Source organism: Duffyella sp. Ts4 (assembly GCF_051851875.1).
GTDB classification, from domain to species: Bacteria; Pseudomonadota; Gammaproteobacteria; order Enterobacterales; family Enterobacteriaceae; genus Duffyella; species Duffyella gerundensis.
The window spans coordinates 263,380-284,669 of sequence record NZ_JBLYPN010000004.1; the positions used below are offsets into that span (position 1 = coordinate 263,380).

Sequence of the window (21,290 nt, forward strand, 5' to 3'; positions counted from 1 at the left end):
TTTCTTATCTTCACTGTGAGCAATAAAAATGTGGAAGTGGTTACATCAGCTGGCAAAGCCTGAGCGGCTCTACCAGTTATGCGGTCGTCTTGTGCCCTGGTTTGCGCTGCTGGCACTGGCGACGCTGTTAACCGGCTGGATTTGGGGCTTTGGTTTTGCCCCGGCGGACTACCAGCAGGGCAACAGCTATCGCATTATCTATATTCATGTTCCGGCCGCCATGTGGTCTATGGGCATTTACGCGGCGATGGCGGTGGCGGCGTTTACCGGCCTGATCTGGCAGATAAAAATGGCCGATCTGGCGGCGGCGGCAATGGCGCCGGTGGGGGCAACCTTCACCTTTATCGCGCTGGTCACCGGCTCTGCGTGGGGTAAACCGATGTGGGGCACCTGGTGGATTTGGGATGCGCGGTTAACCTCTGAACTGGTGCTGCTGTTCCTTTATATGGGCGTGATTGCGCTGTGGCATGCGTTTGACGATCGCCGTCTGGCGGGCCGCGCGGCCAGCATCCTGATTCTGGTGGGCGTGGTCAATCTGCCGATCATCCACTATTCGGTGCAGTGGTGGAATACGCTGCATCAGGGATCGTCCGGCATGCTGCAACAGGCGATCGCGCCCAGCATGCGTACACCGTTGCGCTGGTCGATCCTTGGCTGCCTGCTGCTGTTTATTACCCTGACGCTGATGCGGCTGCGTAACCTGATCCTGTTTACCGAACGGCATCGCCCGTGGGCAATCGCCGTGGCGACGAAAACCGGAGGCCAGCCATGACGCCAGCATTCTCATCCTGGCAGGCGTTTTTTGCCATGGGCGGCTACGCCTTCTTCGTCTGGCTTTCAGTCATCGTCACCCTGATTGCGCTTTCCGGGCTGGTGCTGCACACCGTGCTGCAACGACGTCGCTTGCTCACCGCCATTCAACAGCAGCAGGCCCGCGATCGGCGCATCCGTGCGGCGAAACAGAAAAACCACGCCACGTCGGCAGGAGATCAACCGTGAACAGCCGCCGTAAAAACCGCATGCTGGTCGTTATCGCTATTGTCGTGGGCCTGGGATTAATCACCACGCTGGTGATGTATGCGCTGCGCGCCAATATCGATCTGTTTTATACCCCGAGTGAAATTCTGCAGGGCAAAGGCGAGGCGCACGAAAAACCCGAGCCTGGTCAGCGCCTGCGCGTCGGCGGCATGGTGATGCCGGGCAGCGTGAAGCGCGATCCGCAAAGCCTGCAGGTCTCGTTCAAACTTTATGATGCCAGTGGCGTGGTCAGCGTGACCTTTGAGGGGATTCTTCCCGATCTGTTTCGGGAAGGGCAGGGCGTGGTTGCGCAGGGCGTGCTGGAGAACGGCAGCCTGATCAATGCAAAAGAGGTGCTGGCTAAGCACGATGAAAAATATACTCCGCCGGAAATTGAAGACGCCATGAAAAAGAACCATACCAGCCCGGCTGCACTGGCGGGAGCCCAACCATGATCCCGGAAATTGGTAGCTTTCTGCTCTGTCTGGCGCTGGGGCTGTCGCTGCTGTTAAGCGTTTATCCTTTATGGGGCGCCGCTCGCCAGGATGGACGATTAATGGCGCTGGCACGCCCACTCGCCTGGGGCGTATTTTTTTGCATCGCCGCGGCGTTTATCATTCTGATTCACGCTTTTATCGCCAATGATTTTACCGTCGCCTATGTGGTGGCCAACTCCAACACCCAACTGCCGGTTTACTACCGCATTGCTGCCACCTGGGGCGCGCATGAAGGATCGCTGCTGCTGTGGGTGCTGATGCTCAGCGGCTGGACGCTGGCGGTGGCGCTGTTTAGCCGCAGCATGCCGCAGGATGCGGTGGCGCGCGTGCTGGCGGTAATGGGGATGATTAACTTCGGCTTTCTGCTGTTCATCACCTTTACCTCCAATCCCTTTACGCGTACCTTGCCCGACTTTCCGATTGATGGCCGCGATCTCAATCCCATGCTGCAGGATATTGGGCTGATTTTTCATCCGCCGCTGCTTTACATGGGTTACGTCGGCTTTTCGGTGGCCTTTGCCTTTGCTATCGCTTCGCTGATGGCTGGACGACTTGATACCGCATGGGCGCGCTGGTCGCGTCCGTGGACCACCGCGGCGTGGGTGTTTCTGACCATTGGCATCGTGCTTGGCTCGGCATGGGCCTATTACGAACTTGGCTGGGGCGGCTGGTGGTTCTGGGATCCGGTAGAAAACGCCTCGTTTATGCCGTGGCTGGCGGGCACCGCGCTGATTCACTCGCTGGCGGTGACCGAAAAGCGCGGCGCGTTCAAAGCCTGGACGGTGCTGCTGGCTATCACCGCCTTCTCGCTGAGCCTGCTCGGCACCTTCCTGGTACGTTCCGGGGTGCTGGTCTCGGTGCACTCGTTTGCCTCCGATCCGGCGCGCGGCATGTTTATTCTCGCCTTTCTGGTGATTGTCATTGGCAGTTCGCTGCTGCTTTACGCCATCAAGGGCAGTAAGGTGCGCAGCCGGATACAGAATGAAGCCTGGTCACGCGAATCCTTTCTGCTGGGCAACAACGTGCTGCTGATCGCCGCGATGCTGGTGGTGTTGCTCGGCACGCTGTTGCCGCTGGTGCACAAACAGCTCGGCCTCGGCAGCATCTCGATTGGCGAACCCTTCTTTAATACGATGTTTACCTGGCTGATGGCACCGCTGGCGCTGGCGCTGGGCATCGGCCCGCTGGTGCGCTGGCGTCGTGATGAGCCGCAAAAGCTGTGGCGGCGGCTGGCGGTAGCGCTGCTGGTTACGCTGGCGTTGTCCATTGTGCTGCCGTGGCTGCTACAGGATCGCATTGAGGCGATGACGGTAGTTGGCCTGCTGATGGCGGTGTGGGTAATTCTGCTGACGTTGATGGAACTGCATGAACGCGCCACCCATCGCCATCGCTTTTTTGCCGGACTGCGCCACCTTTCGCGCAGCCACTGGGGCATGGTGCTGGGCCATCTTGGCGTGGCGGTAACGGTGATCGGCATCGCCTTCAGCCAGAGCTACAGCGTCGAACGCGATGTGCGCATGAAGGCGGGTGACACGGTGGATATTCACAACTATCACTTTACCTTTCGCGACGTGCACAGTCTGCAAGGCCCTAACTACAGCGGCGGCGTGGGCATCATCGACGTCACGCGCAACGGCAAGCCGGAAGCAACGCTGCATGCGGAAAAACGCTATTACAACGTGGCGCGCGCGATGATGACTGAGGCGGCAATTGACGGCGGCTTTACTCGCGATCTCTACGCGGCGTTGGGCGAAGAGCTGGATAACAACACCTGGGCGGTGCGAATTTATTACAAGCCTTTTGTCCGCTGGATCTGGTTTGGTGGCCTGTTTATGGCAGCGGGCGGCGTGCTCTGCCTGCTTGATCCGCGCTACCGTTCCCGTAAGAAAGCGCAGCAGGAGCCAGCATGAATAAAAAAATCCTTTATATCCCGCTGGTGCTGTTTTTGCTGCTGGCGGCGGCGCTGCTTTGGCAGCTGACGCGCAATGCCAGCGGCGACGATCCTACGCGGCTGGAGTCGGCACTGATTGGCAAGCCGGTGCCCGTGTTTCGGCTGGAGTCGCTGGATCAGCCTGGCAAAATTTACGATCAGCAGATCCTCACCGACGGCAAGCCGATCCTGCTTAACGTCTGGGCTACCTGGTGTCCGACCTGCCGCGCCGAGCATCAATACCTTAACGGACTGGCCGAACAGGGCATTCGCGTGGTCGGGCTGAACTACAAAGACCATCGCAGCAAGGCGATTAACTGGCTGAATACGCTGGGCAATCCCTATGCGCTCAGCCTGTACGACGGCAACGGCATGCTTGGCCTCGATCTCGGCGTATATGGCGCGCCGGAAACCTTTCTGATTGATGGCAAAGGCATTATTCGCTATCGCCACGCTGGCGATCTCAACGAGCGCGTCTGGAATCAGGAAGTGAAGCCGCTGTGGGAGAAATACAGTCGGGAGAGCGGAGTATGAGGCGCATCGTTATATTGCTGGCAGGTCTGCTGCTCAGCGGCAGCCTGTTCGCGGCTATCGATACCTTGCACTTTGATTCGGTGGCGCAGGAGCAGCAGTATCGTGAACTCACCGCGTCGCTGCGCTGTCCGAAATGCCAGAACAACAGCATCGCCGATTCCAACGCCATGATTGCGGCAGATATGCGGCTGAAGGTGTATGAGCTGATGAAGCAAGGGCAGAGCAAGGCGCAGATCACCGATTACATGGTGGCGCGCTACGGCAACTTTGTGACCTATGAGCCGCCGCTGACCGCCGCGACGCTGATTCTATGGCTCGGCCCGCTGCTGTTTGTGCTGGTGGGCGGGGCGGCGATTATTTTACGCAGTCGTAAGCGGCAGGTGCCGACGCTGAATAGCGATGAGCAACAGCGGCTGAATGCCCTGCTCGATCACAACAGGAAGCAACCATGAGCCTCTACTGGCTAACGCTTTTATTATTACTGCTGGCCGCCTGCGCGCTGTTTGTGCTGCCAGCCTGGCGGAATCACGGCGTCGATCGCCATCAGCGCGATGCCCTGAACAAGGCGTTTTATCATCAGCGTTTGCAGGAGCTGGAGGAAGATGAAGCGCAGGGCACGGTAGCGGAGCGACCAGGAATGGTGCGCGAACTGCAACAGACGCTGCTGGCGGATATTCCTGATGCTGAGACCGGCAATGCGCGCGCCGCGGTTTCCCGCTGGGTATTGCTGCCAGGCGTGCTGCTGTTGATCGGCGTCACGCTGGGCGTCTATCTGAAAACCGGCGGTCTGACGCAGTTGACGGCCTGGACACAGGTGCAGGCCTCGCTGCCGCAGCTGCGCGCGCGGATGATGGACCCGCAGGCCAAACCACTGTCGATGGAAGAGCTGGCGCGGCTTGGACTGGGCATTCGCAGCAGCCTGCAGCAGGATCCGCAAAACCTCAACGACTGGATGATTCTGGGGCGCATCGGCATGGTGCTAAACGATGTCACCACCGCCACGCAGGCCTTTCAGCACGCATTGCAACTGGCGCCGACCAACGAAGAGGTGCGTTTAAGCTATGCTGAAGTGCTGACGCGCTCCGGCGATGCAGAGGATAACCGTGAAGGCGGTGCTCTGTTGCAGGAAATGCAGCAGCAGGATGGCAGCAATTTGCGCATTCTGGCGCTGCTGGCCTTTAACGCCTGGGAACAGCAACATTATGCGCAGGCGATTGACGCCTGGCAGACCATGCTGACGCTGCTGCCCGCAGGCGATGCACGGGTGGAAAAAATCACCCACAGTATCGCTCAGGCAAAAGCCGCGGCCGGGGAACAGGCGGGCAGCTTACCGCTGACCATCAGCCTCTCCGCCGCGGCAGAAAAAATGTTACCGCCGGGCGGAGTCATGTATATTTCTGTTTCCGACGGGCTTTCGCCGGTGCCGGTCGCGGTGAAGCGTGTGCCACCAGGCCACTTTCCACTATCGCTGACGCTGGATGACAGCAACGCGATGATGCCGGATCGTTTGTTGTCAGCGCAGCATCAGGTCAAAGTGCGGGTGCGTATTTCTCGTGACGGCAGCGCGAATCCGCAGTCCGGTGACTGGTTCGGCGAAAGCGCGGTCACGCCATATGATGGTCATCAGTCGGTGTCTGTTGAGGTTAATCAGCAGCAGCGCTGAACGGGGCCCAGTAAATCAGCACAGGGAGAACACCATGAACTATCGCCTTAGCGGCGTCGCGCTTGCCAGCGTGTTGATGATCGGCTGCGCCAGCTCGCAACCTGGGGATGAACCGCAGGGCCGTAGCGATCCACTGGAAGGTTTTAACCGCACCATGTTTAACTTCAACTACAACGTAGTTGATCCTTACGTGCTGCGGCCGGTGGCGGTGGCGTGGCGCGATTATTTGCCAGCACCGGCGCGCACCGGGCTGAGCAACGTGCTGGGCAATCTGGAGGAGCCAGCCAGCATGGTTAACGCCTTTTTGATTGGTGAACCGCGTCAGGCGATGATTCACTTTACGCGCTTCTTCCTTAACTCCACCTTGGGTCTCGGCGGCTTCATCGACGTGGCGGGCAAGGCCAATCCTGAGCTGGCGCGTGGCGGTCCTCGTCGCTTTGGCAGCACGCTCGGCCATTATGGTGTCGGTTACGGTCCTTATGTCGAACTGCCAGCCTACGGTAGCTTTACCATCCGTGAAGACGGCGGCGATTACGTCGATACGCTCTATCCGGTGCTGGGCTGGCTGACGTGGCCAATATCGCTGGGCAAATGGGCGCTCGAAGGGGTGGAAACACGCGCGCAGCTGCTTGATTCTGACGGCATTCTGCGCCAGCAGGACGATCCGTACGCCTTTATCCGCAACGCCTATTTCCAGCGGCACGATTTCCTCGCCCGCGGCGGTGAGTTGAAGCCGGAAGAGAACCCTAATGCGGCGGCGATCGAAGGCGATCTCAAGGATATTGACGCCGAGTAAGCACAGCCAGACAGATAAAAAAAAGCCGATCGTCAGATCGGCTTTTTTTATGCCTTCAGGGCAGCATCAGAACGTGTAGTTAAAGTTTGCGCCGTAGAGCCAGGCTTTGCCGGTTGACTCAAATTTGTACGGGCCTTCTTCGATAGTCACATGCTGACCGTGCATATAAGAAATACCGACGTCTACTGACGCATCCTGATTAAACGCATAGGACGTACCGGCGCTCAGCCAGAGGCGATCCTGATCGGGAATGGAAATAGAGCGGTTTTCTGCCGGTGCCGGGCTGTCGTCAAAGGCGATACCGGTGCGGAAGGTCCAGTTATCGTCATAAGAGTAGGTGGTGCCAAGCGCGATGCGGTAAGCGTCGTGGAAGCTCTCATCTTTATAGAACAGCGTCTGGCCGTTTGAACCGGTGGCCTTCAACTCCTGGAACTGGCTCCAGCTGGTGTAAGCCATGCTGTAGTGTACCGCCCACTGCGGCGCCACTTTATGCCAGCCCGACACTTCCCACATTTCCGGCAGGTTCAGGGTCAGCGCGCCAGGAATGGTGGTGCCGCCGGTGGCGTACGGTAAGCCGGTGTTGCGGGCATTTAACGCTGGCGGCAGGCTGCTCTTGTAATCGCCGTCGAAATCGACCTTCACCTCTGAGCGATAGGTAAAGCCGAAGCGGTTATTTTCATCCACTTCGTAGAGCACACCGGCGTTCCAGCCATAGCCCCATTCGTCGCCTTTCAGATGCGCCACCTGCGTGTCGGCAGGAATGCCGAGGCGTGCGCCGCCTTCTCCGGCATAGCGCTCGATTTTCGCTCGGGCATAAACCGCATCAAAGCCGACGCCAAGGCTGAAGTGGTCGTTCATGCGCCAGGCGGTGCTGAGGTTAAAGTTAACCGTGGTGAGATCGGTTTTGCCGCCGTAAGCGCCGGCCGCATAGCCGTTATTGAACTCGGTCGCCAAACCGTAATTGGCGGTGGCCGACGCGCCCACCCACCATTGATCGTTAATTGGCTGCACATAATGCAGGTTAGGCACCCATTCTGAGGGCGCAATGTTTTTGGCATCCAGGCTATTACCCGTTGTATCGCTGGTGCCGCTGATATTGACATCAGGATCGATATAAACCGCACCCATTGAAAACATCGGACGATCCATCAGCGCCATGGTTGCCGGGTTACGGCTGGCTGACGCGGCGGTATCACCCATTGCACCTTCACCTGAATAGGCGCGGCCTAAACCAATCGAAGAGAATTCATTAAGCTGAAAGCCCGCTGCCGAAGCGTGTGTAGAGATGAGCGCCACCGCAATTGCCACTGCTGATTTTGCAAACAGGTTCTTATGGTTCATGACCACAACCTCAGTTAGATTTTTATTAGACTCTGTTACAACGGGTAACAGGTGAAGGCGGATTCTAGGGACTAATCTGAAACTGACAAATCAGACCAGTTGGGCCAGTATAGAGCTGACCGCTGGTGATGTTGCAATAATGTTTTTCAAATATTGCCGATTTGATCGACAAAATAAGATCTGCTTAACAAATTCATTTGGCTCTGATTTCACAGAATGCAACATCGTTATTCTGGATCAACCTTTGCCCACCTGATGCAGTAAACATCGTTCCGCGAAAGGGGTAAAATTCACGCAGTACACTTATCCGCTTTTAGCTTACCGGAGTCGACTATGTCTGATCTGAACAAACCCCGCGCCACCGAAACCGCCGCCTGTTGCTGTGTCGATGTCGGCACGATAATGGATAACAGCGACTGTACCGCCTCCTGGTCGCGGGTATTTGCCAGCCGTGAAGAGGCAGAAGCGATGCTGGCCAGCCTGTCGGCGAAAGCGCATCAGGTGGAATCAGAGCCCTGTTTTATTGCGCCGCGCTTTCTGCCCGACGGCGACGGCGTGCGCCTCGACGTCGATTTTACCTTTTGCTGTCAGGCAGAAACCCTGATTTTTCAGCTCGGCCTGCGCTAAACAAAACGGGCCAGTTGTTGGCCCGCAATTTCGTGTTTTCTCTCGCATTTTCTTTTTCTCACTCTGGCGTCGCGCAACAATCCGGTTAACACTTGGGAGGTCAGACCTCTTTTTGGCATGAAGCCAACATTTGATTACAGGTGGAAACAATGAGTCAGCCGCATTTGCGCCAGGGTGAACGCATCGCTATTACTCACGGGCTTCGTACGCCCTTTGCCCGCCAGTCAACCGCTTTGCAGGCGCTGCCCGCCGTGGAGCTGGGTCGGCTGCTGATTGCCGAAATGATGGCGCGCAGCGAACTGCCGCCGGAAATCATTGAGCAGCTGGTGTTCGGGCAGGTGGTGCAGATGCCGGAGGCGCCGAACATTGCGCGCGAAATCGTGCTCTCCAGCGGGCTTAGCGTGCACACCGATGCTTACAGCGTCAGCCGCGCCTGTGCCACCAGCTTTCAGGCGGTGGCCAACGTGGCGGAAAGCCTGCGTGCGGGCACTATTCGCGCCGGTATTGCTGGCGGTGCCGATTCCACCTCGGTGCTGCCGATTGGCGTCAGCAAAGCACTGGCACGCGCGCTGCTCGATCTGAGCAAGGCGCGGCGGCTGGGGCAGAAGCTCGCGGTATTGAAACGGCTGCGGCCAAAAGATCTGTTACCGGTGCCGCCCGCGGTCGCGGAATATTCCACCGGTCTGCGCATGGGCGATACCGCCGAGCAGATGGCAAAAAGCCACGGCATTAGCCGCGAACAGCAGGATGCGCTGGCGCACCGATCTCACCAGCGGGCGGCGCTCGCCTGGCAGCAGGGCAAGCTGCAGCAGGAGGTGATGACCGCCTTTATCCCGCCGTGGCGCGCGCCGTTTGAGCAGGACAACAACGTGCGTCACGATTCGCAGCCGCAGGATTATGCGCGCCTGCGTCCCGCCTTTGATCGCCGGCACGGCACGGTGACCGCAGCGAACAGCACGCCGCTTACCGATGGAGCAGCGGCGGTGATCATGATGACCGAATCCCGTGCGCGCGAGCTGGGCATCACGCCGCTCGGTTGGCTGCGCAGCTACGCGTTTACCGCCATTGATGTGCATCAGGATATGCTGTTGGGCCCGGTTTACGCCTCGCCGCTGGCGCTGGATCGTGCCGGGATCACCCTCGATCAGCTCACCCTGATTGATATGCATGAAGCTTTCGCCGCGCAAACCCTGACCAACCTCAAGTTGTTTCACGATCATCGCTTCGCCCGCGAGGTGCTCAACCGCCCGCAGGCGCTGGGTGAGATCGACGAAGAGAAATTCAACGTGCTCGGCGGCTCTATCGCCTACGGCCATCCGTTTGCCGCCACCGGGGCGCGCATGATTACCCAAACGCTGCATGAGCTACGACGACGCGGCGGCGGACTCGGGCTGGTCACCGCCTGCGCGGCGAGTGGGTTAGGCGCGGCGATGGTACTGGAGGTGGATGCATGAACCGTTCAGCGTTTCATCTCACTCTACGGCCGGATCATGTCGCGGTGATTACTATTGATGTACCTGATGAAAAGGTGAATACCCTGAAGGCGGAGTTTGCTGCGCAGCTGCGGCAGATCATCAGCGAGGCGCGGGAAAACCCGCGGCTGGCTGGTCTGGTGTTTATCTCGGGTAAAAAGGATTCGTTTATTGCCGGTGCTGATATCAGCATGATCGATCGCTGCCAGAGCGCGCAACAGGCACAGGCGCTGGCAGAGCAGGGACAGCAGGTGATGGCGGAGATTGCCCATCTGCCGTTTCCTACCGTGGCGGCGATTCACGGCGCCTGCCTCGGCGGCGGCCTGGAACTGGCGCTGGCCTGTGATCGTCGTATCTGCACACTGGACGACAAAACCCGGCTCGGCCTGCCGGAAGTGCAGCTAGGTTTGCTGCCAGGCTCCGGCGGCACGCAGCGGCTTCCCGCGCTGATTGGCGTGACGCAGGCGCTGCCCCTGATACTCACCGGTAAAACCCTGCGCGCCCGCCAGGCGTTAAAATGCGGGCTGGTGGATGATGCCGTTGCCGTCTCTATTTTGCTGGAGACCGCGGTGAAAAGCGCACTGCAGGGCAAGAAAAAGCGTCGGCCTCTGCCGTGGCGCGAACGGCTGGCGCAGAGTGCGATCGCGCGTCCGCTGCTGTTCTCTGTGGTGCGCAAGCAGACCCAGCGCAAAACCCACGGCAACTATCCGGCGGCGGAACAGATTCTGGCGGTGGTTCGGCGCGGATTAGGCCAAAGCAATGGCTATGCCGCGGAGGCGCAGGCCTTTGGGGAGCTGGCGATGACGCCGCAGTCTGTCGCACTGCGCAGCCTGTTTTTTGCTACCACCGAAATGAAAAAAGAGCAGGACGCGGAGCCGCGCACCATCGCGCGCGTCGGCGTGCTGGGCGGCGGCCTGATGGGCGGCGGCATCGCCAGCGTGACCGCGATGCATGCCGGGCTGCCGGTACGCATTAAAGATATTAATAATCAGGGCATCAACCATGCCATGCAGTACAGCTGGGATCTGCTGAGCAAGAAAGTGCAGCGTCGGCAGATGAAGCCAGCGGAACGCCAGCAGAAAATGTCGATGATCTCCGGCGGCACCGATTATCAAGGCTTTGCCCATCGCGATATTGTGCTGGAAGCGGTGTTTGAGGATCTGGCACTGAAGCAGCAGATGGTGGCGGAAGTAGAACAGCAGTGCGGCGAGATGACCATTTTTGCCTCCAATACCTCATCGCTGCCGATTGCGGCTATCGCCGCTGGCGCGCAGCGGCCTGAGAACATCATCGGGCTGCACTATTTCAGTCCGGTCGACAAAATGCCGCTGGTGGAGGTCATTCCGCATGCGGCGACATCGCCTGAAACCGTCGCAACCACGGTGGCGTTGGCAAGAAAGCAGGGCAAAACGCCAATCGTCGTGGCGGATAAAGCCGGGTTTTACGTTAACCGCATTCTGGCACCCTACATTAATGAAGCGCTGCATTGCCTGCTGGCAGGCGAGCCGATTGAGCACATCGATAAATCGCTGGTGCAGTTCGGCTTTCCGGTAGGGCCATTGCAGCTGCTGGATGAGGTCGGCATTGATGTCGGCAGTAAAATTGTGCCGGTGTTAACCGAGGCATTTGGTGAGCGCTTTGCCGCACCGCCAGCGTTTGCTGCGGTGCTCAACGATGGCCGCAAAGGTCGCAAGAATAGCCGCGGCTTTTATCGCTACGATGCGCCACGCTGGCGTGGGCGTCAGCCTGATACCAGCCTCTATTCGCTGCTTAAGGTGCAGCCGAAAACCCAGCTGGCCGACGGCGCGGTTGCCCAGCGCTGCGTGGCGATGATGCTGAATGAAGCGGTGCGCTGTCTGGATGAAGGGGTGATTCGTAGCGCACGCGACGGCGATATCGGCGCCATATTCGGTATTGGCTTTCCGCCGTTTACGGGTGGGCCATTCCGTTATATCGACAGTTTTGGCGCTGAGAACCTGCGGCAGCTGCTGCATAGCCTGATGCAGCTGCATGGCGATCGTTTCGCACCCTGTGCGGCGCTGAACCGATTGGCTGAGCAGGGTGAACGCTATTATCCGCTGCCGGATGTGGCGAATAAACATCCCAATTCAGCGGCTTAGTTGAGGCTGTAAAAAAGGGCCCGACTGGCACTGCTCTGAGAAGCGCTTATTTAATAAACAATCAGTTGACTATACTCAGAGCATTGCGGTAAAACACAGCGTTCATTCGCGTGAATGAAGAGTCGGTAGGCGCGGTTTACCGGCGATCATGTCAAACAACATCGGTGCTTTATGCAAGTTTTCATCATGCGTCACGGCGATGCCGCCCTTGAAGCAGCAAGTGATTCGGTAAGACCCCTTACACATTGCGGCTGTGACGAATCACGCCAAATGGCGACCTGGCTTAACGGCCAGAACCTGAATATTGAGCGTGTCCTGGTTAGTCCCTATCTGCGTGCAGAGCAGACGCTGGCAACGGTGCGCGAAGCGCTGAAGCTGCCGGTTTCGGCAGAAGTGCTGCCTGAACTGACGCCGGGCGGCGATCCCGCTCAGGTCGCCAGCTACCTGCATGCGCTGGAAAAAATGGGCGTAAAATCGGCGCTGGTGATTTCGCACTTGCCGCTGGTGGGCTATCTGGTCAGCGAGCTGTGCCCGGCGGAAGCGCCGCCGATGTTCGCCACCTCCGCTATCGCCTGCGTGACTTTTAGCGATGATGACACGGAAAGCAAACTGGAGTGGCAGGTCAGCCCATCTAAATTAGCCAAAGCGATCTAACTTTCTTTCTTCTGCCGGAGCCTGCTCCGGCATTCTTTTTAAGTATTTGCCTGTTTAATCCGCTTTTTCGCTGCGCTTATTGCGCGATAGCAAAGCTTTTCACTGAACTGATGCGCGTTACAGACGCTATTCGACTTTTGTTAGCACGCCAGTATCTCCTGGCCAACACTTTTTTCCTCTTCAAAAAGCGCAGCTAGACAGCTTTTTTTTGGGACAGGGCTTGTTCATCAGTATTTATCAAAATGAGACCTTACGCACGCTAATTACCTGCGTAACAACGTCACATTTAAAGGATGAACCCATGTCAGATTTTCCTTACGACCCCACCACTGGACGAACAAACTACAGCAACTCTCCCTATCAGTTCTGGAAAGGCTCGGCGCCTGAAGAAGCTGGCGGCAAGGTGGAATTTGTCATTAACGATACGGTTTATACGGTGACCATCGAAGCCGATGGTTCATGGGAATTCCAGCTGCCGTTAAGGCTGATGGATGGCCTGCACAATCTCACCCTGCGCTATATTGACGTGGCGATGAACTACGGCGCGCCGATTCAGGCCATCATCAACGTCGACACGACGCCACCGGACCAGCCGAAGATTCAGTCGGTGATTGATGACGTGGGCACCACCATGCCGCTGTCCTCAGGACAAATTACCGATGATACCCGGCCTACGCTGGTGGGATTTGCCGAACCCGGCAGCACTGTGCGCCTGTTCGACAAGACAACCGGTGAGCTTCTCGGGTCGGCGGTTGCCAGCAACAATGGCCGCTGGGTGATTGAGGAAGAGCTGGGCTACGGCCAGCATGAGGTCTATGTCACTGCCACCGATCGCCACAATCAGACCAGTGAACCTTCTGAAAGCTGGGTGATAAACATCAAAGATCCGGATGCACCTCCGTCCTCCGAGCCTTACATCACCAGCGGCATGGACAGCGTGGGCGCGGCGCAGGGCGAGCTGGCATTTGGGGCAGTAACCGACGATAACCGGCCAACGCTCAAGGGCATGGCGGAGCCGGGCGGGCTGGTGTACCTGTTTGTTAAAAATGCCGCCGACCAGTGGCTGATTGTGGGCAGCACGCGGGCAGAGTCCAACGGCAACTGGTCAATAGAAACGACGCAGCTTAACGCCGGACAGTATGATTTTCAGGTCAGCAGCAGCGACGTGCGCAACCCGGCGGCGGACATTTTTCGCCTGACTATTGCGCAAAGCGGCAGCGACACGCTGAAGCCGGTGATTATTGATGCCTGGGATGATTCAGGCGCGGCCACCGGCGCGCTGGCCAATGGCGCCATTACCGACGACCGTACGCCGACGCTGCGCGGCACTGCGGAAGCCAACAGCATCGTTTACATCCATTTTAGCCGCTCAGGAGTCAACTGGGAGCCTACCGCCAGCGTACAGGCAAACGCCAAAGGCGAGTGGACGTTTACGCCAAATCTTTACCAGGACCATATGTGGGACTTTTACGTCAGCACCACCGGTAATCTCGCCGATCGTGATGTTGCCGGTGCTTTTAAACTGGATGTAAAAAGCGGCAATGCGCTGAAGCCGGTCATTGTGGATGCATACGATGATTCCGGGACGGCCACCGGCGAGCTGGCTAATGGCGCAACCACCGATGATCTCACACCAATGCTGCGCGGTACGGCGGAGGCGAACAGCATTGTATATATCCATGCGCGCCACGTTAACGGCACTTGGGTGGTGCTTGGCAGTAGCAAAGCGGGTATTGACGGTCAATGGGAGCATCAATCCCGTGAATTGAAAGGCGGCAGCGGCCTTTACGAATTCCAGGCAGGTAGCAGCGCTACCCGTAATCCGAATGATGAGGTGTTTACCTTAAATATTCAAAGCGGCAACGCCCTGAAGCCGATCATTGTGGATGCATACGATGATTCCGGGACGGTTACCGGCGCGCTGGCCAACGGTGCTATCACTAATGACAGCACGCCGACGCTGCGCGGCACGGCGGAGGCGAACAGTATTGTTTATATTCGCTTTAGTCGCTCCGGTATTGATTGGGAGCCAATGGCCAGCGTGAAAGCCAATGCCAAAGGCGAGTGGTCGTTTACCCCTGAGCTGTATCAGGATCACACATGGGATTTCTACGTCAGCAGCAGCACGACCTTTGATTATACCAATCGCTTCCATATCAAACTTGATACAACGGCGGGTTCTCCGGTTATAGAAGGGGCGTGGGACAATACTGGCACAGGCAAATTAGTTGCCCACAACGGTTATATTAAAGACACCACACCGGAGATGCGCGGCACGGCCGAGCCGGGCAGCCGAATTATCGTAGAGTTCGCCCTGAATAGCGATCCCTGGTCAAAGGCGCAGCGCCTTGAGATCATCGTTCCGAATAACGGTAGCTGGTCAGCGCCACTGCCCCAGTTGGCGAATAACAAATGGGACGTGCGCGCCAAGGCTGTCGATGCCGCAGGTAATGAAAGCGGATGGTCGAGTAAATTGACCTTTACCGTTGATTCGGTTGCCCCTCAGAGCCCGGTAATCACCAGCATGTGGGATAATGCAGGATCGTTACGTGAGCTGGGATATGGTGATTTCACCAACGATCGCACGCCAGAAATTCGCGGTACGGCGGAGCCAAACAGCACAATTATCGTTGTATTGGCTAAAGGCAATGAAGGATGGGGCAACGGTAACCGCTATGTTCAAACCAGCACCGATAAAAACGGCAACTGGAAAGTCACTATTCCGGCACCGGACCTGACGGATGGCCGCTGGTACTTCAGGGCAAGAGCGGTTGATGCGGCGGGGAACACCAGTGAACTCAGTACGCAAACCGCAGTAGAAGTGCGCGGTAATCTGATCGACAGCCGCACGGTATGGGACTTCAACGACGGCACGCTGCAGGGCTGGACGGCGGCAGGCAAGTATGCTGAATCCGGGCAGGTTCTGGTGAAAAACTGGTCCGCGCCAGGCAACAGCAATGAAGCAGGCAGTTATACCAATGGTACCAGTGACGGATTTTCCGGCAATGTGGTGTACCGCGATATCACGGTGCTAAAAGGCCAGGTATATACTTTTAGCTTTGATGTTTTACGCCTTAACGGCCACAGTTATGCGCCTAAACTGGGCATGACCGTGGATGGTCAAACCGTTATTGCTCAGGCTGATGTGGGACAAAGCTGGCAAAACCGCAGCGGCACTTACATTGCAAACGAAACCAAAACCGTGCGGGTGGCGGTGACTAACGGCCAGAACTCTCGTTTGGGCAATGATTTTGCCTTCGACAATATTGTCATTGCGCCGAGGGTGCCTGCGCAGCCGGAGTGGAAAACGTCGCTGGAAACCAATTTCGATGGCGCTACGCTGGGCGGCTGGACGTTAAAGGGCAATTATGGCAACAGCGGTGAGTCAGTTTTCCGTTCCGGAAAATCGGGCTATTTCCTGCAGTTTTTTACCGCTGCCGGGACAAACTGGAGCGGCGAGGTAATGACCCGCAAGATGAGCGTGCAGGCTGGAAAAATATATAAGTTCAGCTTTGATGCCAAAGAAGCGCATCAGACACTTGCGGTTGGCAAACTCAGTTTTGAAGTTGATGGCGTAACGGTAATTACCCCGCAAACGCTGTCCAGAACGGAGTGGAATACTTATGAAGGTTATTTTTATGCGACCTCCACTAAAGTGGTTGATATAAAGATAAAAAACAGCACTTCTGCCGTCGAAGGTAATAATATCAGCCTGGATAATATCCGCTCAGAAGAGCTGCTCAACCCGCAAAGTGTTACGGGTGGCAATGCTCGTATGCTGAATACTCAGGAAGATGCCCTGCTGTTTACGCCTGATGAACAATCCGCCGCGTTGCTGATGGCTGACGCACTTACGGGCACCGTGCAGAAAGGCGTTGATCTCACCGACCACGGCAGCACCATGCTGACCGTCACGGCAGAAGATGTGCTGTCGTTTGGCGAAAAAGATCTGTTTATCGCCGACGGCAAAAATCAACTGATGATCAAAGGCGACGCCAGCGACGTGGTGAGCCTTGACGATGTGCTGGGCGACAGCGGCGACTGGCAGCAGCAGAATGGCACGCTGACGGTCGGCGGCGTGGAATATACTGTCTGGCAGCACAGCGGCGAAGATGCGGAACTGCTGATTCAGAGCGGGGTGCAGACCCAGCTAAGCTAATCTGTTGTTTTATTAATCAGGCCAGTCCTTTGGGGCTGGCTTTTTTATGGGTAAAAATCATCTCTGCTATATTTTTCTTATTTGTCGCTTTATTTATATTATTGGTTTTTTATGATGATTTATTTTTTTATATTTTAATTAAGAGGTAAAAATTATTTTTTAATTTAATTTGTTCTTTTTTTTGTTTCAAATTAAAAAATCCTGCCCGGTTTAATTTCCTGCCTGAATTGTCGCTATGTAATACCACAAGAATCTTCTGGATCACTACCGGCAAAGGAACCGCCATGAAACGCCACCTCGCACTTCTGTTACTGCTGCTTACCACGGCGCTACCTGGCGCTGCCAATATGTTGGTGTACCCGATGTCATTAAAGATTGATGGCCAGGAGCAGCGCGGTCAAACCATCAATGTGATGTCGAAATCAGATCGTACGCAGTATGTCCGCGTCGTGATTAAGGAAGTGCTCAATCCGGCGACGCCGCAGGAAAAGGAGCAGGAAATTGAGAGCTGGCAGGGCAAAGGCATTGTGATTTCGCCGACGCGCTTTGCGCTTGCTGCAGGTGCGACAAAAACAGTACGTATCATCGCGTTACATAAACCGCAGCGGGAAACCTTTTACCGCGCTTACTTCGAGCCGGTGACGGCCGAAGAGCAGGGCAACCCTGCCGAACGTCAGACCAGCGCGCAGGTTTCCTTTAGCCTGGTATGGGGCGTACTGATTCGCCAGCTGCCGGAAAAAAGCATTATTGCCTTATCACGTGACCACGCCTTACCGGGCATCACCAATAACGGCACGCTGAGGCTGCGCCTGCGTGAATACAGCCGTTGTCCCGCTGCGCACGCGGATAGCCGCTGCAGCTGGCAGCCGTTGAAAAAAAGCCTGTTTCCTGGCGCCGCGCTGAAATTATCCGATCTCGCAGCCAGCCAGGCGCTGCGCGTCAGATACCTTGACGACAAAGACACTCTTCAAACCCTGCGCCTGTCAGAACGGTAGCGCGCAGTCTTACACCACGCCGGATAACGGCATCTTACTATCAGGAGTTTTTATGAAAATCGCAGCAACTGCGGCACTGTTTGCCGCGCTGTTTAGCACCTCTGCGCTGGCTGCCGAAGCCATTATTAACGTTACCGCCAATATTGACCCTACGCTGGAACTGCGTAACGCCGATGGCACGCTGTTAGAACAAAATATTCGTCTGGGCTACCTGCCCGGCGTCGGCCTTGATGGTCATCGCATGGAGACCAAAATCTACACCAATGATAAGGCAAAAGACGTGACTGTGCGTCTGGGCAGTCAGCCACAGCTGGTTCATTCCACCAATACCACAGCTGCGACTATCCCGTTAGCGGTTACTTTGGCGACTAAACCCCTGACTACGGTCGAGCAAACCCTGACCGCCGCTGAACTGTTTGGTTCGGCGTCTGGCGTTGGCGAGTCAGTGACCCTGCCGCTGGTGATCAGCCAGGCCACCAAGGCTCCTGTTGATACTGCTGGTACCTATCAGGGCATGGTGCAGCTGGTGCTGACGCAGGCCGTTGGAAATTAATCGCCGCAAGCGCGTGTTCGCACGCGCTTATCTTCAGGAGAGGTAATGAAATATCCACTGCCTACCGCGATGGCGCTGGCGATCGCTGCCGTTCTCTATGCGGGCAAAAGCGATGCCGCACAGGGAGGCCATACCGAACGGGTTCCTGCAGGCTTTGAGTCGCTGTTGTTAGGGCAGGATGAGCAGGTTGAAGTCACTATTCTTGGTACCACTCTGGGACTGTATATGGCGCAGGTCAAGCCCAATACACTGCAATTTCTGCAGCCTGAATTGATCACAGCGGCGTTACAGCAGCAGGAAAAAATCCGCCCCGAGTATGCCGATGCGCTGCTTGCAGCCCTTACGATGCCGCTGGCCCGTAATGGGCATCTGTTTTGTCAGAGTGAAGCACAGGCCGGGTGTGGTTTTATCGAGAGCGATAGCGTGGCGATCATCTTTGATGAGAGTCGCAATGCCATCGATCTTTTTGTTAATCCCGCATGGCTGGCGGCACGCAGCACGGCCAGCCGCTACTATCAGGCGGCGCAGTCGCGTAATGCATTTATCCAGAGTCAGACGCTGAACTGGTCCTCATCGCGCACGATGCACAATGCCTCGCTTAACGCCACCAGCACGCTTGGACTTGGCGAAGGACGCTATCTGGCAGCTAACTGGCAGGCGATAGCGGCAACCTCCGCTGCGCGTACGCAAACCAACCTGCAGCTACAGGATCTGTGGCTGCGTCAGGATATCGGTAAAAGCCATTATGTTCAGGCAGGCAGGCTGGATCAGCGTAATCTGGCGAGCCCGCTGGGCGGCAGCTTTAATTTCTCGCTGTTGCCGATGCCGCAGTTCGATGGCGTGCGTCTCGGCACTACGCAGGCGTGGCTGAATCAGGCGGTGGCACGCAAAGAAGATGCCACGCCGCTGACCGTGGTGCTAAATCGTCCGGCACGCATTGACCTCTATCGCGGCGAGCAACTGCTGGGCACACAATATTTTACCGCCGGTTTGCAGGAGCTGAACAGTGATAGCTTTCCGGACGGCAGCTATCTGGTTCAGCTGCGTATTTTTGAAAACGGCGTCCTGGTGCGAGGCGAAGAGATCCCTTTTTCCAAAGCCGCAGGCAATAGTCGCGCCACTGGCCATGAGTGGTTTGTCCAGGCAGGACGGGTTAGCGAACGTCAGAGTGAGGCTACGCCAGCCTGGCAGATGGGCGTTCGCGCACGATTTTTGCGTTCGATGACGCTGACCAGCGGTTTCTCCAGCCTGGGTGACAAGTTATACAATGAATCACGCATCGACTGGCAGGGCGCACTGGGCGACAGTACGCTGAGCGCTTCTGCTGCCTTGCTGCAGGGCAGCGATGGCGTACGCGGCCATTCGCGGCAGATTGGCTATCACAATGGCATCTCATTCAATCTCTATCAGTATCAGCAGCGCGGTAGCCAGTGTCAGGGCCGACAGGGCTGGGATAGCCTCAGCTGCGGTGACAGCGTCAGCGCCAGCCTCTCCACGCAGCTGGCGGGCTGGACCGCGCTGGCAGGCTATACGCGCAGTGAAAGCCGCAGCTTTCACCTCTCTGAACCATCGGATCTCTATGCTCCGCCGCACCGCCGGGATAACGAGAAAAGCCGTCAACAGTCGTCGCAGCTGAGCCTTTCCCGCGCATTTATCTGGGGCGATCTCTCTCTCAATGGTCGATTCGGGGTTTATCAGGCTAAACAGGATAATCATCAGAGCGATCGCGGCGCCTTTATGGGGATCAGCATCGGCCATGTCATGCGGTCATCCAGTTCGTCGCGCCGCAGCAATCAGAGCCGTGCCAGCATGGAATATCGCTCCTCAGGCAGCGGCGGCCCACAACATTACTGGAATGCCAGCCATAGCGAATCGGAATCCGTTGATCATTTTCGCGAAGTCACAGTCGGTATTGGTGGCAGCCAGCAGGGCTATGGTTACGCCTCACTGGGGGGCCGCTTTGACAGCCGTTATGGCAACGTCAGCAGCACGCTGACGCAAAACCAGGGCAAGGCTTCAGCCACCTCTTTTACCGGCACCTATTCATCCTCACTGGTGACGACCGGTAACGACTTTTGGCTGGGCGGCGGCAATGGTACCGGTACGGCAAGCGGCGCCACGCTGGTGCAGGTCGAAGGGCCGCAGGAGCACTATCGCGGTGCGGCGGTTGAGGTGCATGGCAATGGCCGCCCATTGGCGCTGGGATTTGGCGAGAGCACGGTGCTGTTAAACGGTGGCTATCAGCAGGCGCAGACCGATCTGCGTGAACGGGTGGACAACAGCAATCCGCTGTTCGCCACGCTGGGCAGCGGCGCAGGACGTAAAGAAAATTTTGTCCCACCGGGCAGGCTGGTCACGCGCAAGGTAACCGGCAAAGTTACCTGGACCTGGGTCGGTCAGGCGTTAGCCAACGGCAAGGGCATCAGCCAGGGCCAGGTGCTGAACAGTGCCTGGGGACAATTAGATCATCATGGTGGTTTTGTGCTGGAAACCGACAATGCCCTGAAAACGCTGTACGTTATGCAGGAAAGCCAAATCTTTGCCTGTCCGCTTAAGGTTCGTGAAACGCGTGAGGTGCTACGTATGGTAGGGCAAACGCATTGTGAAGAGATTGCAATCGGCGCACTGCCGGAGCAGTTGCAGAAACATCAGCGGTTGGCGCATTTACAACAGGCGTTTCACAGGTGAAAGACTGTCCGGAATACTGCTCAGAATAATCATGCATTGGGTGTGTTAATCATATTTATGATAGGTAGCGAACATGCTGGGAATTTTAAAATGAATGATGTTTCGTATCAGCCTTTATTATAAATATCATAATTTTTATTCAATAATAACGTGGGGTGACTGGGTTTATTAACCAGGGAGAAATGCGATACCTCAGTTTTTTGTAGCAGGCATAAGTAAAATATCTGTCATGACGGCGATAAAC

General features: G+C 56.7%; 17 protein-coding genes. 16 read left to right on the forward strand and 1 reads right to left on the reverse strand.

Translation table 11 applies throughout. The annotated features are described in order from the left end of the window. Positions 1 to 28 precede the first annotated feature (28 nt). The 8 genes from ACJY2L_RS09090 to mlaA are packed head-to-tail and all read left to right on the forward strand — an operon-like array spanning position 29 to position 6,437. Positions 29 to 772: a heme ABC transporter permease gene (locus ACJY2L_RS09090; protein ID WP_067432599.1), complete on the forward strand. Its 744-nt coding sequence runs from the start codon at positions 29 to 31 to the stop codon at positions 770 to 772. Further along, on the forward strand, positions 769 to 999 hold the full coding sequence (gene ccmD, locus ACJY2L_RS09095; RefSeq protein ID WP_067432596.1) for a heme exporter protein CcmD: 231 nt from the start codon (positions 769 to 771) through the stop codon (positions 997 to 999). The genes ACJY2L_RS09090 and ccmD overlap by 4 nt, the downstream gene beginning before the upstream one ends. After that, entirely contained in the window at positions 996 to 1,472 is a 477-nt protein-coding gene (ccmE, locus tag ACJY2L_RS09100) for a cytochrome c maturation protein CcmE (protein WP_067432593.1), read from the forward strand. Before ccmD ends, ccmE begins: the two co-directional genes overlap by 4 nt. Then, on the forward strand, positions 1,469 to 3,424 hold the full coding sequence (locus ACJY2L_RS09105) for a heme lyase CcmF/NrfE family subunit (RefSeq protein ID WP_439212477.1): 1,956 nt from the start codon (positions 1,469 to 1,471) through the stop codon (positions 3,422 to 3,424). The genes ccmE and ACJY2L_RS09105 overlap by 4 nt, the downstream gene beginning before the upstream one ends. Beyond that, complete coding sequence (locus ACJY2L_RS09110) at positions 3,421 to 3,978, forward strand: DsbE family thiol:disulfide interchange protein (protein WP_439212476.1); 558 nt, start codon at positions 3,421 to 3,423, stop codon at positions 3,976 to 3,978. The genes ACJY2L_RS09105 and ACJY2L_RS09110 overlap by 4 nt, the downstream gene beginning before the upstream one ends. Next, a complete protein-coding gene (locus ACJY2L_RS09115; protein ID WP_439212475.1) occupies positions 3,975 to 4,430 on the forward strand; it encodes a cytochrome c-type biogenesis protein in 456 nt (151 codons plus the stop codon). The genes ACJY2L_RS09110 and ACJY2L_RS09115 overlap by 4 nt, the downstream gene beginning before the upstream one ends. Next, the gene (gene ccmI / locus ACJY2L_RS09120) at positions 4,427 to 5,641 is read left to right on the forward strand and encodes a c-type cytochrome biogenesis protein CcmI (protein ID WP_439212474.1); all 1,215 of its coding nucleotides are present in this window, start codon (positions 4,427 to 4,429) and stop codon (positions 5,639 to 5,641) included. Before ACJY2L_RS09115 ends, ccmI begins: the two co-directional genes overlap by 4 nt. 34 nt (positions 5,642 to 5,675) lie before the next feature. Further along, complete coding sequence (gene mlaA / locus ACJY2L_RS09125; RefSeq protein ID WP_439212473.1) at positions 5,676 to 6,437, forward strand: phospholipid-binding lipoprotein MlaA; 762 nt, start codon at positions 5,676 to 5,678, stop codon at positions 6,435 to 6,437. 66 nt (positions 6,438 to 6,503) lie between these two features. Here the strand turns inward: mlaA and fadL are convergent, their stop codons facing one another. Next, positions 6,504 to 7,778, reverse strand: a complete 1,275-nt coding sequence (gene fadL, locus ACJY2L_RS09130; protein ID WP_439212472.1) for a long-chain fatty acid transporter FadL — start codon at positions 7,776 to 7,778, stop codon at positions 6,504 to 6,506. Positions 7,779 to 8,111: 333 nt separating this feature from the next. On the opposite strand from fadL, the gene ACJY2L_RS09135 reads away from it, so the two are divergent. From ACJY2L_RS09135 to ACJY2L_RS09170, 8 genes are all read left to right on the forward strand, one after another. After that, the gene (locus ACJY2L_RS09135) at positions 8,112 to 8,405 is read left to right on the forward strand and encodes a YfcZ/YiiS family protein (RefSeq protein ID WP_157883888.1); all 294 of its coding nucleotides are present in this window, start codon (positions 8,112 to 8,114) and stop codon (positions 8,403 to 8,405) included. 149 nt (positions 8,406 to 8,554) lie between these two features. Then, the gene (fadI, locus tag ACJY2L_RS09140) at positions 8,555 to 9,859 is read left to right on the forward strand and encodes an acetyl-CoA C-acyltransferase FadI (RefSeq protein WP_439212471.1); all 1,305 of its coding nucleotides are present in this window, start codon (positions 8,555 to 8,557) and stop codon (positions 9,857 to 9,859) included. Further along, positions 9,856 to 11,997, forward strand: coding sequence for a fatty acid oxidation complex subunit alpha FadJ (gene fadJ, locus ACJY2L_RS09145; RefSeq protein WP_439212470.1), 2,142 nt, complete (start codon positions 9,856 to 9,858; stop codon positions 11,995 to 11,997). The genes fadI and fadJ overlap by 4 nt, the downstream gene beginning before the upstream one ends. Before the next feature lie 171 nt (positions 11,998 to 12,168). After that, a complete protein-coding gene (gene sixA / locus ACJY2L_RS09150; RefSeq protein ID WP_067432567.1) occupies positions 12,169 to 12,651 on the forward strand; it encodes a phosphohistidine phosphatase SixA in 483 nt (160 codons plus the stop codon). Between the two features lie 301 nt (positions 12,652 to 12,952). Then, positions 12,953 to 16,810 (forward strand): Ig-like domain-containing protein, encoded by a 3,858-nt coding sequence (locus ACJY2L_RS09155; RefSeq protein WP_439212469.1) that lies wholly within the window; start codon positions 12,953 to 12,955, stop codon positions 16,808 to 16,810. 284 nt (positions 16,811 to 17,094) lie between these two features. Then, positions 17,095 to 17,805, forward strand: a complete 711-nt coding sequence (locus ACJY2L_RS09160) for a fimbrial protein (RefSeq protein WP_439212468.1) — start codon at positions 17,095 to 17,097, stop codon at positions 17,803 to 17,805. Positions 17,806 to 17,857: 52 nt separating this feature from the next. Then, positions 17,858 to 18,358: a CS1 type fimbrial major subunit gene (locus tag ACJY2L_RS09165; RefSeq protein WP_439212467.1), complete on the forward strand. Its 501-nt coding sequence runs from the start codon at positions 17,858 to 17,860 to the stop codon at positions 18,356 to 18,358. Between the two features lie 45 nt (positions 18,359 to 18,403). Further along, complete coding sequence (locus tag ACJY2L_RS09170) at positions 18,404 to 21,046, forward strand: TcfC E-set like domain-containing protein (RefSeq protein WP_439212466.1); 2,643 nt, start codon at positions 18,404 to 18,406, stop codon at positions 21,044 to 21,046. Positions 21,047 to 21,290 lie beyond the last annotated feature (244 nt).